This is a genomic window from Mesorhizobium salmacidum (SeqCode) (assembly GCF_037179605.1).
Lineage (GTDB): Bacteria > Pseudomonadota > Alphaproteobacteria > Rhizobiales > Rhizobiaceae > Mesorhizobium > Mesorhizobium salmacidum.
Genome location: NZ_JAPYKS010000019.1, coordinates 110,608 through 124,672 on the forward strand (window position 1 = coordinate 110,608; position 14,065 = coordinate 124,672).

The 14,065-nt window shown below is 64.6% G+C and carries 19 protein-coding genes and 1 pseudogene; 9 read left to right on the forward strand and 11 right to left on the reverse strand.

Annotated features, from left to right (window positions below; genetic code table 11):
• The first annotated feature begins 122 nt into the window (after nucleotides 1-122).
• The 3 genes from O7A60_RS23875 (at nucleotide 123) to O7A60_RS23885 (ending at nucleotide 2,446) form a co-directional block, all read left to right on the forward strand.
• Nucleotides 123-869 (forward strand): SDR family oxidoreductase, encoded by a 747-nt coding sequence (locus tag O7A60_RS23875; RefSeq protein ID WP_337108263.1) that lies wholly within the window; start codon nucleotides 123-125, stop codon nucleotides 867-869.
• Nucleotides 870-909: 40 nt separating this feature from the next.
• On the forward strand, nucleotides 910-1,968 hold the full coding sequence (locus tag O7A60_RS23880; RefSeq protein ID WP_337108264.1) for an RNA polymerase subunit sigma-70: 1,059 nt from the start codon (nucleotides 910-912) through the stop codon (nucleotides 1,966-1,968).
• Nucleotides 1,969-2,044: 76 nt separating this feature from the next.
• A complete protein-coding gene (locus O7A60_RS23885; RefSeq protein ID WP_140508505.1) occupies nucleotides 2,045-2,446 on the forward strand; it encodes a VOC family protein in 402 nt (133 codons plus the stop codon).
• Nucleotides 2,447-2,708: 262 nt separating this feature from the next.
• Here O7A60_RS23885 and O7A60_RS23890 read toward each other — a convergent pair whose 3' ends face one another.
• On the reverse strand, nucleotides 2,709-3,290 hold the full coding sequence (locus tag O7A60_RS23890; RefSeq protein WP_337108265.1) for a histidine phosphatase family protein: 582 nt from the start codon (nucleotides 3,288-3,290) through the stop codon (nucleotides 2,709-2,711).
• Between the two features lie 261 nt (nucleotides 3,291-3,551).
• Between O7A60_RS23890 and O7A60_RS23895 the strand changes: the two are divergent.
• Nucleotides 3,552-3,986 (forward strand): annotated as a pseudogene (locus tag O7A60_RS23895) (universal stress protein); the annotation flags it as partial.
• 34 nt (nucleotides 3,987-4,020) lie between these two features.
• Here O7A60_RS23895 and O7A60_RS23900 read toward each other — a convergent pair.
• Entirely contained in the window at nucleotides 4,021-4,920 is a 900-nt protein-coding gene (locus tag O7A60_RS23900; RefSeq protein WP_337108266.1) for an AraC family transcriptional regulator, read from the reverse strand.
• On the opposite strand from O7A60_RS23900, the gene O7A60_RS23905 reads away from it, so the two are divergent.
• Complete coding sequence (locus tag O7A60_RS23905) at nucleotides 4,919-5,059, forward strand: hypothetical protein (protein WP_337108267.1); 141 nt, start codon at nucleotides 4,919-4,921, stop codon at nucleotides 5,057-5,059. The two genes, O7A60_RS23900 and O7A60_RS23905, sit on opposite strands and share 2 nt — an antisense overlap.
• A gap of 76 nt (nucleotides 5,060-5,135) precedes the next feature.
• Nucleotides 5,136-5,705: a DUF308 domain-containing protein gene (locus O7A60_RS23910; protein WP_337108268.1), complete on the forward strand. Its 570-nt coding sequence runs from the start codon at nucleotides 5,136-5,138 to the stop codon at nucleotides 5,703-5,705.
• A gap of 60 nt (nucleotides 5,706-5,765) precedes the next feature.
• Here O7A60_RS23910 and O7A60_RS23915 read toward each other — a convergent pair whose 3' ends face one another.
• Nucleotides 5,766-6,521: a sulfite exporter TauE/SafE family protein gene (locus O7A60_RS23915; RefSeq protein ID WP_337108269.1), complete on the reverse strand. Its 756-nt coding sequence runs from the start codon at nucleotides 6,519-6,521 to the stop codon at nucleotides 5,766-5,768.
• Between the two features lie 86 nt (nucleotides 6,522-6,607).
• Between O7A60_RS23915 and O7A60_RS23920 the strand changes: the two genes are divergently transcribed.
• Nucleotides 6,608-6,793 (forward strand): type 2 periplasmic-binding domain-containing protein, encoded by a 186-nt coding sequence (locus tag O7A60_RS23920; RefSeq protein WP_337108270.1) that lies wholly within the window; start codon nucleotides 6,608-6,610, stop codon nucleotides 6,791-6,793.
• Nucleotides 6,794-6,814: 21 nt separating this feature from the next.
• Here the strand turns inward: O7A60_RS23920 and O7A60_RS23925 are convergent, their stop codons facing one another.
• The 5 genes from O7A60_RS23925 to O7A60_RS23945 form a co-directional block, all read right to left on the reverse strand.
• The gene (locus tag O7A60_RS23925) at nucleotides 6,815-7,513 is read right to left on the reverse strand and encodes an RES family NAD+ phosphorylase (protein WP_337108271.1); all 699 of its coding nucleotides are present in this window, start codon (nucleotides 7,511-7,513) and stop codon (nucleotides 6,815-6,817) included.
• Entirely contained in the window at nucleotides 7,507-7,917 is a 411-nt protein-coding gene (locus tag O7A60_RS23930; RefSeq protein ID WP_140763608.1) for an MbcA/ParS/Xre antitoxin family protein, read from the reverse strand. Before O7A60_RS23930 ends, O7A60_RS23925 begins: the two co-directional genes overlap by 7 nt.
• Before the next feature lie 118 nt (nucleotides 7,918-8,035).
• Nucleotides 8,036-9,469: an aldehyde dehydrogenase family protein gene (locus O7A60_RS23935; RefSeq protein ID WP_337108272.1), complete on the reverse strand. Its 1,434-nt coding sequence runs from the start codon at nucleotides 9,467-9,469 to the stop codon at nucleotides 8,036-8,038.
• Between the two features lie 166 nt (nucleotides 9,470-9,635).
• On the reverse strand, nucleotides 9,636-10,019 hold the full coding sequence (locus O7A60_RS23940) for an ACT domain-containing protein (protein ID WP_337108273.1): 384 nt from the start codon (nucleotides 10,017-10,019) through the stop codon (nucleotides 9,636-9,638).
• A 2-nt stretch (nucleotides 10,020-10,021) separates the two neighbouring features.
• Entirely contained in the window at nucleotides 10,022-10,507 is a 486-nt protein-coding gene (locus O7A60_RS23945; protein WP_337108274.1) for a GNAT family N-acetyltransferase, read from the reverse strand.
• Between the two features lie 345 nt (nucleotides 10,508-10,852).
• Between O7A60_RS23945 and O7A60_RS23950 the strand changes: the two genes are divergently transcribed.
• Nucleotides 10,853-11,230, forward strand: coding sequence for an ester cyclase (locus tag O7A60_RS23950; protein ID WP_337108275.1), 378 nt, complete (start codon nucleotides 10,853-10,855; stop codon nucleotides 11,228-11,230).
• A gap of 154 nt (nucleotides 11,231-11,384) precedes the next feature.
• Nucleotides 11,385-12,446, forward strand: coding sequence for a YeiH family protein (locus tag O7A60_RS23955; RefSeq protein WP_337108276.1), 1,062 nt, complete (start codon nucleotides 11,385-11,387; stop codon nucleotides 12,444-12,446).
• 94 nt (nucleotides 12,447-12,540) lie between these two features.
• Here the strand turns inward: O7A60_RS23955 and O7A60_RS23960 are convergent, their stop codons facing one another.
• The 3 genes from O7A60_RS23960 to O7A60_RS23970 all read right to left on the reverse strand — a co-directional run bounded on the left by O7A60_RS23960 (nucleotide 12,541) and on the right by O7A60_RS23970 (nucleotide 13,978).
• On the reverse strand, nucleotides 12,541-13,038 hold the full coding sequence (locus tag O7A60_RS23960; protein WP_337108277.1) for a GAF domain-containing protein: 498 nt from the start codon (nucleotides 13,036-13,038) through the stop codon (nucleotides 12,541-12,543).
• Nucleotides 13,039-13,221: 183 nt separating this feature from the next.
• Nucleotides 13,222-13,497 (reverse strand): GYD domain-containing protein, encoded by a 276-nt coding sequence (locus O7A60_RS23965; protein WP_337108278.1) that lies wholly within the window; start codon nucleotides 13,495-13,497, stop codon nucleotides 13,222-13,224.
• Nucleotides 13,498-13,819: 322 nt separating this feature from the next.
• On the reverse strand, nucleotides 13,820-13,978 hold the full coding sequence (locus tag O7A60_RS23970; protein ID WP_337108279.1) for a hypothetical protein: 159 nt from the start codon (nucleotides 13,976-13,978) through the stop codon (nucleotides 13,820-13,822).
• Nucleotides 13,979-14,065: the final 87 nt, after the last annotated feature.

Consider the following 14,065-nt stretch of genomic DNA (forward strand, 5'->3'; position numbering starts at 1 on the left):
TTCTCGGCGGGTGACGGCCGGACAATGCCTCAAAAAATTGTCGTCACCACCGATTTCCACCCGCCTCCGCTGTCCTGATCATTAGGCGCCGGAATCCTCCGGGCCGGAAAGCGAGGTGATCCATGGGATCGTTGAAAGGTCAAAATGTCGTCGTGGTCGGAGGCAGCCGGGGCGTCGGCCGCTCCATCGTGGAAGCCGCGCTGAGCGAGGGAGCAACCGTGCTCGCCGTCGCCCGGGGCGCGGACGCTTTGAAGGAACTTTCCTGGGAGGCGTCGGGCGTAAGGACGCTGGCGGCGGACGCCACGCGGGAGGCCGCGCCAGAGGCAGTGTTCGCGGCGCTCGAACCGGACGTGCTGGTGGTCTGCGCCGGTGCCTTCGCCCCGTCGGCACCGATTCAGGACCAGAGCTGGGACGAGTTCTCGGCCAATTGGGAAATGGACGTCAAGGCGTCCTTCCTGTTCTGCCGGGCGGCGCTGCGCGGCGGGCTGAAACCCGGCAGCCGCGTGGTGCTGATCTCCAGCGGCGCTGCATTCAGCGGCGGCCCGCCGAATTCCGGTGGCTATTCCGGCGCCAAGCGCATGCAGTTGTTCCTCGCCGCCCATAGCCAGAAGGAAGCCGACCGGCTTGGCCTTGGCCTGCGCTTCATGGCGCTGGCGCCGATGCGCATCATGGCCGGCACCGGCGTCGGCCAGCGCGGCATATCGGGCGTTTCGGGCTATCTCGGCATCAGCCCGGCGGATTTCCTGGCCAGCATGACCGATATGCAGACGCCCGCCGATGTCGCCAGTGCCGTGGTCGCGCTCGCTGCCGGCAAGATGCAGGGCACCGCCTTCACGGTGAGCGGCAGCGGCCTTGCGGCGGCGGCGTGAGGCGCGCAGGATGGCCCGAAATCATCATGGCGAGCTCGAAATGACAGACGCTCCTCCCGGGCCCTCGGGCCGGCCGGTCCTCGACCGGCCCGCTTTCGAGCGCCTGACCATCACCCACCGCCGCGAACTCAAGCTGCACTGCTACCGCATGATGGGCTCGCTCCACGAGGCCGACGACCTCGTCCAGGACACGTTCCTGAAAGCATGGCGCGGCCGCTCCCAATTCGACGGCCACGGCTCGCCGCGTGGCTGGCTCTACGCCATTGCCACCAACAGCTGCCTCAACGCGATCAAGGCAAGGTCGTCGACGCGCCGCATTCTCGAAGAGCCGGCACGGCCGCCGACCGAAGGCCGCGCCGCTGCCGGCCCAGCCGCCGAACTGACCTGGCTGGAGCCCTATCCCGACGCCGAGCTGCCGGATCTCGCCGACGGCGAACCGGGCCCCGAAGCATGTTACGAAACCCGCGAGGCCGTCCGGCTTGCCTTCGTCGCGGCGATCCAGCTTCTGCCGCCCAGGCAGCGCGCCGCGCTCCTGCTTTGCGACGTGCTCGGCTGGTCGGCGCTGGAGGCGGCGCAATTGCTGGGCGGCTCTACGGCGTCGATCAACAGCGCCTTGCAGCGGGCGCGCGCCACACTCGGCGAACGCTTTCCCAAGGGGCGGCCACTGCAGCGCGCGCGGCCGAGCGTCGACGAGGACCTGCTGCTCGAACGCTATATCAGGACCTGGGATGCCGCCAATCTCGACGGTTTCGTCGAACTCCTGCGCGAGGATGCCACCTACCACATGCCGCCCTGGCACGACTGGTACCAGGGCCGCCAGGCGATCCACGGTTTCTTCGACACCGTGTGGAACAATTTCGCCGGCTACCGCGCGGTGGCGACAAGGGCCAATGGCCAGCCCGCCGTGGCGATCTATGCGCGGCGGCTTCACGAACCGGAATGGCGTGCGCAATCGCTGCACGTCATCGAGCCGGCCGACGGCCAGATCGCCGCGCTGACGGTCTATGTCGGCCCGCTCGGGCCCGATTTGTTCGCAGCCTTCGGCCTGCCGCCGGTCTGGTCCGAGCCGCAAGCGCGGCCATCGCAACCCATCTCCTGACAGAAAGCTGGCAGGAGACCTGGTCTATGGATCGGTCGGGAGCCGGTCGCGGCTTCGAGATCAAGGAGCCAATGCGATGAATTTCGTCTCTGTCCGCATCATCACATCAGATGTCCAGCGCCTCGTGCGCTTCTACGGTGAGATCACCGGCATGCCGGTGACGGTATACACGGAAGACTTCGCCGAACTGGCGACGCCGGCCTGCACGCTGGCGATCGGCAGCACGCGCACTTTGATGCTGTTCGGCGGCGACATCGCCCGTCCCGCCGACAACCACACGGCCATCCTCGAATTCCGCGTCGGCGACGTCGATGCCGAATTCGCCCGGCTGTCGGACCTTATCAAGAACACGATCGTGCAGCAGCCCACCACCATGCCCTGGGGCAACCGCTCGCTGCTGTTCCGCGACCCCGACGGCAATCTGGTGAATTTCTTCCAGCCCGTCACCGCCGAGGCAATCAGGAAGTTCGAGAGGTAGAGGCAGCCCAGCATCCGGAATTGGCCGAGGCCTCCCCGCGTTCGTCATACCAGTGCGAAGCAGCCGCGAAGCGGCGTCGCGGAGAGGTATCCATGCCGTGACAGCAAACGAGGGGTGCAGCGGAGCAGAATTCCGCACCGTGGCTGCGCCCCGAAGTCGCGGCATGGATCCTCGGGTCTGCGCCGCGTCGCTTCGCTCCTTGCTCCGCCCGTGGATGACGAAGTGACGGGCGCTTCCGCGCTGTGCAGGCGCCGTTGCTCGCCTACCTCAGGTTCCACTTGCGCACGACCGACTCGCCAAGGTCATGCTCGTAGCCGAGCACGCTGATACTGGCCGTATCGAGCACGAACAGCGCGCCGCCTTCCGGCGGCAGGCCGAGCCAGCGGGCGGCGAGCACGCGCAGGAAATGCGCGCTGGAAAAGATCAGTATGTCGGCGTTGGCCCTGCGCAGGCGCTCGATGATCCTGTCGGCACGGGCGCCGACATCGGCCGCCATCTCGCCTTGCGGGCAGCCATCGCGAAACACGTTCCAGCCCGGCCGCTCGGCCAGGATCTCTTTCGTCGTGCGCCCTTCATAGGCGCCGTAATCCCACTCCTGCAGGTCGTCCACCTTGACGCTTGTCGCGCCAAAGCCGGCAAGCACGCTGGTGTTGTAGGCGCGCTGCGAAGGGCTCGACCACACTTGGGAAAACGACAGGCCTTTGAGCCGGTCCGCAACGCCGCGCGCGGCCGCCTCGCCGGCCGGCGTCAGCGGCATGTCGGTGCGCCCGGTATGCTGCCCCGAAAGGCTCCATGCCGTCTCGCCATGCCGGACCAGATGGATCTGCGGAAACGCGTTGCTCATGGGATGCCCTTCGATGTCGGCGGCACCTTAGAGGACGATGTGGCAAAGGGGAATCGGGCCGGCGAAATTGTGCCATGCCTCTTCTCGATAGATTGGCGCTGAGGGGCGGCGCCGAGGCCAACGGTCGGCCGCTCCCGACAACAAGCACCGATATTGGGCCACATCTCTGGCCCTGATCCCCGCCGCATTGGCTCAATGAAGGAGCGCGGGGGCATAACTATCTCTGTTGGATAGTCATCAGGCATCACAGGTCGGATCATCATGTACAAACATCTGCTCATCGCCACCGACGGCTCGGAACTGGCCGACAAGGGCGTTGCACATGGCCTCACGCTGGCCAAGGGCATCGGCGCCGCCGTCACCTTCATCACCGTCTCGGAACAATTCCCGATCTTCGCCTGGGGCGGCGCCATGGCCGGCTATGCCGCCGGCGATGAGCTGGCCGTCTACCAGGAAGAAGCGCGCCGCTACGGCAAGGAAGTGCTCGACAAGTGCAAGGCATCGGCCGACGCCGCAGGCGTGTCCGCCAAGCTGGTCCATGTCGAGGACAAACGACCCGCCGAAGCGATCCTGGACCTGTCCAAGGCGCAAGGTTGCGACCTGATCGTCATGGCCTCGCATGGCCGCCGCGGGCTGGGCAGGCTGCTTCTGGGCAGCCAGACGGCGGAAGTGCTGTCCTACACCGAGATCCCGGTGCGGCAACTCGGTATCTTCAAAATGGCGCCGTCGGTCAGGGCTGCTTGGCGGGTTCATTCGCCAGGGCATATTCAACCCGGGGCGGATGCCCGAAAAGCTGTTTGTAGGCGCGACTGAAGGCCGCCTCGGACTCGTAGCCGATGCGCAAGCCGATCTCGCCCACGCGCGCGTCTCGCCTGGCCAGCAGGTCCCGGGCCAGGCCCAGGCGCCATTCATTCTGGTAGCGCAGCGGCGAGCGCCCGACGAGCGCCGCGAAGCGCTCGCAGAAGCTGGAACGGGACATGCCGGCCTTGTCGGCCAGTTCATTGATGCTCCACCGCTGCAGCGGCCTTTCGTGGATGGCTTTCAGGGAACGGGCGATGCGTGCATCCGAAAGCCCGCCGAGCCAGCCCGTGGCGTGTCCTTCATGGACCCAACTGCGCAAGGTGCGGATGACCATGAGATCGATGATGCGGGAAATCATCAAGGCAGCGCCGGGCTGGGCGTCGCTGGTTTCGATCATCAGGAAGGGCAGCATTCCATCGATCCACCCTGCTCCCTGGGCACGCCCGATATGGATGTATCGCGGCAAGGCAAAGATCATCCCGCGAAGGCTGTCCGGATCGAACCAGAAGCGGCAGGCGACGATCGCCACCTGCGGATGCGACGCCACCAGCCGCAACCCACCGGGACCGCGAGGCAGGAGCACGAGGTCGCCGGCGTCGATGACGACAGGAGCCTGATCCTCGCTCTCCATGTGCAGCGCGCCGGCTGTCACCACGACGATATGGGCTTGCCCTTCGTCGAGATCGAGCTGTTCCGCCTTTGCCAGCGTGCGCGAAAAGACCTGGTCCCCGGTAAGCCTGATCTGCGCCAGCACATGCGACAGCAGATCGCCGGTAACGTGGGATGCTCCATCCGGAAGAATGGTCAAATTTTCAGGCGATTCCATCATGGATGCGGTCAGCCGGTTCCCCTACATTCCTTACGACGATAGCGCATTTCGTGCTGATTATGCGCTGTTTTTGCCCTGGATTAAAGCCATTCCCGCAAGCAAGGCCGCGAGCATGAGCTGTTCCAATCATCCAACCTGAAGACCTGACCCCAGTCGATCAAACGGGTCGACTCGCCGCCCTCGGGCCATTCCAACCAACAAGACAGGACGTTCCAATGAGCACTCAAACACTCCAGGCGCCCGACGCCGCATCGCAATGGCTGAAGTCATATTATTTCCTGCGGGCCGGCTTTTCGGTCGCCTGGGTAGTGGCCGCCTTTACCCTTGGCAAAAGCGCGCCGCCGGTCGCGGCGGTACTGCTGGTCGCCTATCCCGCCTGGGACGCGATCGCCAATAGTCTGGACGCGCAGCGCAGCGGCGGGCTGAAGGCCAATCCCAGCCAGGCGCTCAACGCGGCGGTCAGCACGATCACGGCCATCGCGGTCCTCATCGCCCTTGGACAGGGCCCGCACGCGGTTCTGGCGGTGTTCGGGGCGTGGGCCATTCTCTCCGGCCTGTTCCAGCTCGCGACCGGCGTGCGCCGTTGGCGGGCAGGCGCGCAATGGGCGATGGTGCTGAGCGGTGCGCAGTCGGCCCTTGCCGGCGGCTTCTTCATCAAACAGGCAATCGGCGCCGCGACGCCTGGCATCACCGATGTCGCGCCCTATGCCGCGTTCGGCGCCTGCTATTTTCTCGTCTCGGCGGTATGGCTGAGCGTCATGCAGGCACGCAAGCCCACGGCCTGATCCTGCCGCGTGCTGGGCCTGGCCGAAACACTCGCAAGAGGTTCTGCGGCCCGGCCCTTTTTAGCCCCGCAGCACAGCCTCCAGCGCGAGATAAATTCCGAGCGCCAGCAAGCCCGCGAAAAACACCGTGCGAAAAGTCTCGACGCTCATTCGCTGCCGCAGCGCCTGGCCGATGAACATGCCGGCCAGCGCCGGCGCCAATGCCAGGACCGACCCCACCAGTTGCGCCGACGGCGATACCAGCGCGCCGGTCGTGAATAGTCCGAAGCCAAGGGCCACGGTCGATACGGTGAAGGACAGGCCGAGCGCCTGGATGAGGTCCTCTTTCTCCAGCCGCAGCGATTGCAGGTAAGGCACCGCCGGAATGACGAAGACGCCGGTGGCGCCGGTGACCAATCCGGTCGCCACACCGACCAGCGGCGATATCCAGGCTTCGTGGCGCGCCGGCGTGGTGAAGCCGGCCTTGGCCAGACCGGCAAGCGCATAGAGCACCAGCGCGGCGCCAAGCCCGGCCGAGGCCATCATCGTGTGCGCGCCGGTCAGCAGGCCGGCGCCGGTCACGGTGCCAATGACGACGCCGGCCATCATCGTCCACAGGCGTTTGCACAAGCCGCCGAAGGACGGACCGGTGAACAACTGCCAGAGATTGGTGACCAGCGACGGGATCAACAGCAGAGCGGCGGCCTGCGCCGGCGGCATGGTCACCGCCAGCAGGCCCATCGCCACGGTCGGCAACCCCATGCCGACGACGCCCTTGACGAGGCCGGCGGCCACGAAAACGACACCGATGAAGCCGATGGCCCCGGCGCTTAGCATGGATCAGCGCTCAACATGGACGGACCTTGGGCACGCCGGGTTCCTTCAGTCATGCAGCAACATGTCCGTCGCCTCGGCTTCCGGCTTTGCTGGCACGGCTCTCGCAAGGCGCCGGCATCGCCATCGTGCCCGAAAGTGCCGCGCGCCGCTCCGCCCGCACGCTGCGCAGCCTGCGGCTCACCGACGACTGGGCCACGCGCCAGCTCAACCTCTGCGCCCGCAGCTTCGAAGCGCTGACGCCGCAGGCGAAATTGCTGGCGGCGCCGGTGTGAGGTCAAGCCGCACCGGCCTGCTCATACCACCTCCAGCACCTTGCCCGTATCGTGCTGGCGCACGAAATCGACGCGGGCGCCGTCCCAGTGATAACTGTAGTGGCGGCCCTGAACCGGGACATCGATGACGTCGGGCCAGAAGATGCCGATGCACTCTCCTTCCGCCATGCGCACGCTGTTCCACACCAGCCCGTCGCTGCCGGCGGCCCGCAGCGCCCGCCCTTCCGCCTGCGACGCGGCGTAGTCGTCCGGGTCGAGCACGCCGGGCACGGCGTTAACGTCGTCGAGGTCGCGGTCGACGCTGCCGATCAGCACGCGGAAATCGGCCGTCCAGCCTGGCGCCTCATTGGTGGCGCGCATGAATTTCTGGTGATGGTGGATGGTTTCGGCCAACGCCACGTCCTCGCTGTCGCCGGCATAATAAATGCCGTAGCTGCCATCCGAGAAACGGCCGGGCCGCAAGGTCGAGCAATGCACGAAGGGCGCCATGACGAAACTGGCGCCGGGACCCGAAACCCGCCTTGCGGCCGGCACCTTGCCGAGATCGCCGAGCTCGAGCCGGATGCGCGGATTGGTCTTCTCCTCGACGGCGGCCAGCGCCTCCCAGTCGCGCGGGTCTGCGATGTCCTCGAACAGGTCGATCGGCGGATGGATGGAGCGGATGATGCGATAGGTCTGGGGCCAGTGGACGCGGCGCCGGATCGCAAGCCCACTCACCATGCACCACGCTCCGCGTCGAGCCATTCGCGCATCGCCGCGAGATCGGCGATGTCGCCGCGCAGCATCAGGTCGAGCGCCGACTGCCCGCCGAAGGTGGCATTGGGCTTACGAATCCAGGCATAGCCGCGTGCCGGCTCGGTGAAGAGATAACGCAGCCCCTTGTGGATGCCCATCAGATGCGCCATGCGGGTGCGCAGGTCGCGGTCGATCCGGCCGATGCCGCCTTCCTTCCACCGTGCCCAGGTGCGCGCCGAGATGCCGCCAAGCAGGACGCAGGCCTCGAAATCTGTGAGGTTCCAGGCCTTGAACAGATTGACCGTGGTCCGCGCGAGCGCACCCGCCTCCTCATCCGAAATGGCTGAGCCGACCGTGGCCGGTGTGGTGACGATGGACTGAAGCTGCATAGTTAGACCTCGCTAATGGCAGACATATAGCATATATCTGCCAATTGGCAAGGATAAGCCTCAGGACTTCGGTTCCTCGCCCCCATGAAATAGGGCGAGGAAAAACTGGCGCCCGCGCCTATTCCGCCGCCTCATACCCCGCGATGCCCTTGATCTCGAGGAAATCCTCCAGCCCGTATTCGGCGTATTCGCGGCCATTGCCGGACTGCTTGTAGCCCCCGAAGGGCAGGCCGGCGTCCCATTGGGGATAGTTGATGTAGACATTGCCCGAGCGCATGCGCGCGGCCACGTCGCGGGCCTTCTGCAGGTCCTTGGCCTGGATGTAGGAGGCAAGGCCATAGACCGTGTCGTTGGCCTGTTCGACTGCCTGTTCGACCGTGTCGTAGGGCAGGATCGCCAGCACCGGTCCAAAAACCTCTTCGCGCGCGATGCGCATGTCGTGGGTGACGTCGGCGAAAACGGTCGGCCTGACATAGTAGCCGCGGTTGAGTTCGGCAGGGCGGCCGGGGCCGCCGGCGACCAGCGTCGCACCCTCGTCGATGCCGCTCTGGATCAGGTCCTGGATCTTGTCGAACTGGACCTGGCTGACGACAGGGCCGAGCTTGGTGTTGGCGCCATCGGCCGGGCCGACGGTGAACTTTTCAGCCGCGATCTTAGCGTATCCTGCGGCCTCGTCGTGGCGGTCGCGCGGCACGAACATGCGCGTCGGCGCGTTGCAGGACTGGCCGCTGTTGCTGAAGCAGCCGGCGACGCCCTTGCTGACGGCGGTGGCGAGATCGACATCCGGGAACAGGATGTTGGCCGATTTGCCGCCAAGCTCCTGATGCACGCGCTTGACCGTGTCGGCCGCGGCCTTGGCCACCAATATGCCAGCCCGCGTCGAACCGGTGAACGACATCATGTCGATGTCGGGGTGGCTGGACAGCGCCTGGCCGACTCCGGGGCCATCGCCATTGACGAGGTTGAACACGCCCTTCGGCACGCCAGCCTCGTCGATGATCTCGGCGAAGATGATGGCATCGAGCGGCGCGATTTCTGACGGCTTCAGCACCATGGTGCAGCCGGCCGCGAGCGCCGGACCGACCTTGCAGGTGATCTGGTTCAGCGGCCAGTTCCACGGCGTGATCAGGCCGACGACGCCGATCGGCTCCTTGACCACGAGGTGGTTGCCCTTGACGTGGCGGAACTGGAAATTCTTCAGCGTCTCGACCATCTTGGTCAGATGCGCCAGGCCGATGCCGACCTGGCTGTCGAGCGCCATCTGGCGCGGCGCGCCCATCTCGCGCGACACGGCCAGCGCCAGGTCCTTGCTGCGCTTCTTGTAGACCTCGATGACGCGGCTGAGGACGTCGAGGCGCTCCTCGACCGAGGTGAAGCCATAAGTGTCGAAGGCGCGCTTGGCAGCGGCCACCGCCTTATCGACATCGGCCTTGGAGCCGAGCGAGATCTGCGCGAAGACATCCTCATTCGACGGATCGACGACGTCGAGCGTGTTGGGCACGACGGGATCGACCCATGCGCCATCGATATAGAACTGCAGATTGTGTGACATGGGTTTCTCCTGGAGTGTGCCGCATGGCCGGGCGGGCCGTCATATCGGGCGCGAAATAACGATGCGCAAACGGCGCTGTCAAACGCAACCCCCGAAGCGATTGACCCAGCGCGCCACTGGTTGAGCCAGCGCGCCAATCGTTGATCAACGGCCGGCGATGAGCGGACTATAGCAGCGTATGCCCGGCTTCGCGCAGAAAGCCTCTCGCCGCGGGCTCGTCCGCCGCTTTCACCAGCAGGTGGTCGCCATCGAATGTCGATACCAGGAAGATGCCCAAATCATTTTCCGACAGCGGCTTTATGACCGACAGCACAATGCCGGTTTCGTCGAACGCAAAGGGGCCCTGCAATTTGAAGGCGACCCAGTCGCGATCATGCTTGACGGCATCCGGCACGCGATCCTGGAGGCAGGTGATCGAGAGCTCGTCATCGGTTCTGGTGATGCTGACGAAGCCCGGTCCGTCCGCCCAGGCGGGAATGCCGTCACCGGCTTGAAGCCGCGAAATCGCATAGAGGCCAGTGAGTTGCTTAAGCTTGATCCTGGCAGTCATCCTCACGCTCCGATTGGCGGGCACCCAACTGGCCGCTTGCTCATATAGGCCGTCGTTCCGTTCATGAACGGCTCCTCCCGATCGATCGTATAGCCAAGCTTGCGATAGAGCGACACATTGGCTTCGAAGGCGCCGTTGGTCAACAGGCGGAGCTCCGGGCGTCCCGCCTCGCGCGCCTTGGTTTCCGCACGCTCCAGCAGCAGCCGGCCGATGCCCCTGCCCTGCGCCTCCGGCGCGACGCAGACATTCTCGATCCACAGGTGATCGTCCTCCAGCATGGTCTCGATCATGCCGACAATGCGGTCCTCCGCGACGGCGAGCTCGAACTGGTGTTCGGCAATCGCCTTGTCGTAATCGGCACGCATCGGCAGCGGCTCGCGGCCGATCACCGGCACCCATTTGGCATAGGCGGCACGCACGATGTCGCGGATAGCGGCGGCGTCGGTAGGCTCGGCCGGGCGAAACCGGATGGAAGAATTGGCAATCATCACAAGGCTCCAGGCATGAAAAAGCCCGTCGGCGTTTTTCGCGGGCGGGCTGCGGGAAACGAAGCGGATCTATAAAGCCGGTCTTCCTCGTCGCGCAATCAGCGGGCCCTTCCGCACGGTGCGGGGGCGGCGTCGCTTGGTGTCGGCGGGCGCGAGAACGAATATGGCGGCAAGCTGGAGCAGCAACCGTCATGCGTCAAGGCACCGTCTGGCCCGGTCGTTGAGCCAGCCGCCGCCAGGCGACGCCGGCCTTCCCGGGTCGATGCCTTCGCGGGTAAAGCCCTGGATTGTATCCGTGACCGTTCTATCTTCCCGATCGGGCGTTCTAGCAATGGAGCCATCGCCGTGAGCGAAACGGATCTCTATCGAGGCTATATCGACTGTCTCAACAACCAGTATTGGCAAAGGCTGCATCGCTTCGTCCATGACGAGGTGCATTACAATGGCGACCGGGTTGGACTGTCAGGCTACCGCGACATGCTGGAGCGGGATTTTCGCGAAATCCCGGACCTCTTTTTCGACGTCCAGCTGTTGATCTCCGACCCGCCGTTCATAGCCAGCCGCCTCCAGTTCAACTGCACGCCCAAGGGAACTTTCCTCGGCCTGCCCGTCAACGGCAGGAAAGTCTCCTTCAGCGAGAACGTCTTCTATGAATTCCTGAACGGCAGGATCAGGCACGTCTGGTCGGTGATCGACAAGGCGGCGATCGAAGCGCAGCTGTAGTCTCGGCCTCCTCGCTGCTCGATCCGGGTGCGCCAGCCTTTCGACACAAGTCCCAAGATTGTTCGGAAAACCAGATCATTCTAACGAAAATAATTCGTTGGAATGATTGGTCCTGAAATGGCATTTCTCCATTGTACTCGCTTGGAGAATTGCATTGCCCTCCTTGACCCGCGTCGCGAACGATATTCCGAAAAGCACGATCTCCGTCGATCTGGCGCAGGGCCGCAAGCGCCTCGATTCCCTTTGGAACGGCATCATCCCCGGCATCGTGCTGGTGGCGATGATCACCGCCGTCGCCTTTTCGGCCCACAATGCCTCCGGCTTCGCCTTGTTCAGCCCGATGATCCTGGCCGTCGTCGCCGGCATGATCTATTCCAACGTGCTCGGTACCCCGGCGCATGCCAAGGCCGGCATCGCCTTCTCGCAAAAGCGCCTTTTGCGCTTCGCCATCGTGCTGCTCGGTTTCCAGCTGACGCTCGGCCAGGTCGCCTCGATCGGCGCCGGCGGCGTCGGCATCGTGGCGCTGACCCTTGGCGCCACCTTCGTCTTCACCATCATGCTCGGCCGGCTGATCGGCGTCGATGCCAAACTGGCGCAGCTGATCGCCGCCGGCACCTCGATCTGCGGCGCCTCGGCGATCGTCGCCACCAACATCGTCACCGACGCGCGCGACGAGGACGTCACCTACGCCGTCGCCTCGATCACCTTGTTCGGCACCGTCGCCATGCTCGGCTTTCCCCTGCTGGCGCCGCTGCTCGGCCTCGACCAGCATGCTTTCGGCCTGTGGGCGGGCGCCTCGATCCATGAGGTGGCGCAGGTCATCGGCGCCGGCTTCCAGAACGGCACCCAGTCCGGCGAGATCGCCACCGTGGCCAAGCTGACGCGCGTTGCCATGCTGGCGCCGATGGTCATCGCGCTCGGCTTGATGGCGCGCCGCGGGAGCAGCGACCAGTCGGCGGCGCGACCGCCCATGCCATGGTTCGTCGCCGCCTTTGTCGCCGTCGTGGCGCTGAACGGCCTTGTCGCGATAGCAGCCGAAGTGAAGCAGGCGATGGCGCTCGCCACCACCATCATGCTGACCATGGGGCTGGCCGCCATGGGCCTGCAGGCCGACATTTCGCAGTTGCGCTCGCGCGGCCTGCGCCCGCTGGCGCTCGCCTTCTGCGCCTTCCTGTTCATCGGCTGCTTCAGCCTGATGCTGGTGAAATTGGTCTGAGACTCCGGTCCCTACGCGTGAGGGCACACGGGCATACGGCATCTATCAAAACAATGACTTAGGGGCCTTAGCTGAATCTGTTTGTGAGCCGGATTCAATCCGCAAACGAACTCGACGCGACATAGATCGCCGCCAGCGCCTCGATGCCGGCCTGGTCGGCACTGTCGAAACGGCCAGGCGTCGGGCTGTCGAGATCGAGCACGCCGAAGACGCCCTCCTCGTCTTCCAAAAGCACCACCAGCTCGGAGCGCGAGGCGGCGTCGCAGGCGATGTGGCCGGGGAAATCATGCACGTCCTTGATCAGCATCGAGGTGCCGAGCTCGACCGCCGTTCCGCATACGCCCTTGCCCACGGCGATGCGCACGCAGGCCGGCTTGCCCTGGAAGGGGCCCAACACCAGTTCCTCGTCCGATGCCAGGAAGTAGAAGCCGGCCCAGTTGAGGTCGGGCACCATCTGGAAAATCAGCGCCGAGGTGTTGGCGGCGTTGGCGATCGAGTCGTGCTCCCCCTCGAGCAGCGCCTTCAATTGCTTGGCGAGGTCACGATAGAACGCGGCCTTGTCTGAGGTATCGATGGCCTGGGCCGCAAACATGACTTGTCTCCCAAACTGAGAATCGCGGTTCCGTCTCCGCAAGCTCTCTGCACCAACCGACCACCCGACGATACTAGCTTGAATTCCAGTCGCCGCGAAAGTCGGAAGAAGATGCCCTGTCGGACACTCGGCAGCACGGCACGTCCATCGAACCGTGCTGCCTTGATCAAGAAGGCAAGTCCGTCAGCCGGCGGGTTTGTACGCGCCCGCAGCCTTTTTGGCAGCCGCGAGCACTGCCTTCATATCAAGTTCTTCCAGTACAACCATCTCGGTCAGCGAGCCGCTCGCTCGCACCGCAAGGGACATGCCAATCCCCGCTGACTGGTCCGGCACCTCGCCATTGACAACGACGTCATAGATGCCGCGCGTGAACATCACGCTGCTCACCTTGCCGCCAACGCTTTCAAAAAGCGCCTTGACCGCAGCCTCCCTGTCCGAGCCTTGCATCAATCCCGGCATGAGGCGCATAGTTTGCCAAGATAGTCACTTTCATGGGTATTTCCTCCAAATGTCATTGTCTCGTGCTGCTCCATAATTCGAGCGGCACGGAGTGATTTATTTTTCGGAACAATCGCAGGCGCCCCGGGACGCGTTGGCGGCCAAGGGCTCGCTGCCGGACAAATATGCGCTTAGGCTAATATAATGACAATACCGGACACTCCGACACTGCCGACAGGAAGTTGTCTGGCTGGACCACGCTCGGCCAACGGTGTCGAACTCGCGCCGCTGACGCGCGATGTGGTTTCACGGTTGAGCAGGAATTAACGCCGGCGTCAGTCGCCTACATCGGGCGTTTGGGTTCGGATTTTGGCGGGGCTGCCGTATCGGAATCGGACTTTTTGTGCTTGTCGGCGGCAATCCTGCGGATGCGGTCGAAGCGGCTTTCCTCGGTCGTCTCGGTCGTGACGACCGTCTCTGGCTTCTGCGCGAACACGATCATGGATCGATCTCCTGGGCTAGGACGTAGTGACGATTTAACGGGTTGGGATTCCCAAGGAAGGGCAAATCAGATTCAACGCTGATTTTT

Excerpts from the sequence above, each read along its gene's own strand:
- O7A60_RS23970 (WP_337108279.1), bottom strand. The coding sequence starts at position 13,978 with ATGATCGTGTTCGCGCAGAAGCCAGAGACGGTCGTCACGACCGAGACG.
- O7A60_RS23945 (WP_337108274.1), bottom strand. The coding sequence starts at position 10,507 with ATGATTGCCAATTCTTCCATCCGGTTTCGCCCGGCCGAGCCTACCGAC.
- O7A60_RS23890 (WP_337108265.1), bottom strand. The coding sequence starts at position 3,290 with ATGAGCAACGCGTTTCCGCAGATCCATCTGGTCCGGCATGGCGAGACG.
- O7A60_RS23960 (WP_337108277.1), bottom strand. The coding sequence starts at position 13,038 with ATGTTTGCGGCCCAGGCCATCGATACCTCAGACAAGGCCGCGTTCTAT.
- O7A60_RS23900 (WP_337108266.1), bottom strand. The coding sequence starts at position 4,920 with ATGATGGAATCGCCTGAAAATTTGACCATTCTTCCGGATGGAGCATCC.
- O7A60_RS23925 (WP_337108271.1), bottom strand. The coding sequence starts at position 7,513 with ATGGTGAGTGGGCTTGCGATCCGGCGCCGCGTCCACTGGCCCCAGACC.
- O7A60_RS23940 (WP_337108273.1), bottom strand. The coding sequence starts at position 10,019 with ATGACTGCCAGGATCAAGCTTAAGCAACTCACTGGCCTCTATGCGATT.
- O7A60_RS23935 (WP_337108272.1), bottom strand. The coding sequence starts at position 9,469 with ATGTCACACAATCTGCAGTTCTATATCGATGGCGCATGGGTCGATCCC.
- O7A60_RS23875 (WP_337108263.1), top strand. The coding sequence starts at position 123 with ATGGGATCGTTGAAAGGTCAAAATGTCGTCGTGGTCGGAGGCAGCCGG.
- O7A60_RS23880 (WP_337108264.1), top strand. The coding sequence starts at position 910 with ATGACAGACGCTCCTCCCGGGCCCTCGGGCCGGCCGGTCCTCGACCGG.
- O7A60_RS23965 (WP_337108278.1), bottom strand. The coding sequence starts at position 13,497 with ATGCCGGGATTGATGCAAGGCTCGGACAGGGAGGCTGCGGTCAAGGCG.
- O7A60_RS23915 (WP_337108269.1), bottom strand. The coding sequence starts at position 6,521 with ATGCTAAGCGCCGGGGCCATCGGCTTCATCGGTGTCGTTTTCGTGGCC.
- O7A60_RS23905 (WP_337108267.1), top strand. The coding sequence starts at position 4,919 with ATGGATGCGGTCAGCCGGTTCCCCTACATTCCTTACGACGATAGCGCA.
- O7A60_RS23910 (WP_337108268.1), top strand. The coding sequence starts at position 5,136 with ATGAGCACTCAAACACTCCAGGCGCCCGACGCCGCATCGCAATGGCTG.
- O7A60_RS23930 (WP_140763608.1), bottom strand. The coding sequence starts at position 7,917 with ATGCAGCTTCAGTCCATCGTCACCACACCGGCCACGGTCGGCTCAGCC.
- O7A60_RS23885 (WP_140508505.1), top strand. The coding sequence starts at position 2,045 with ATGAATTTCGTCTCTGTCCGCATCATCACATCAGATGTCCAGCGCCTC.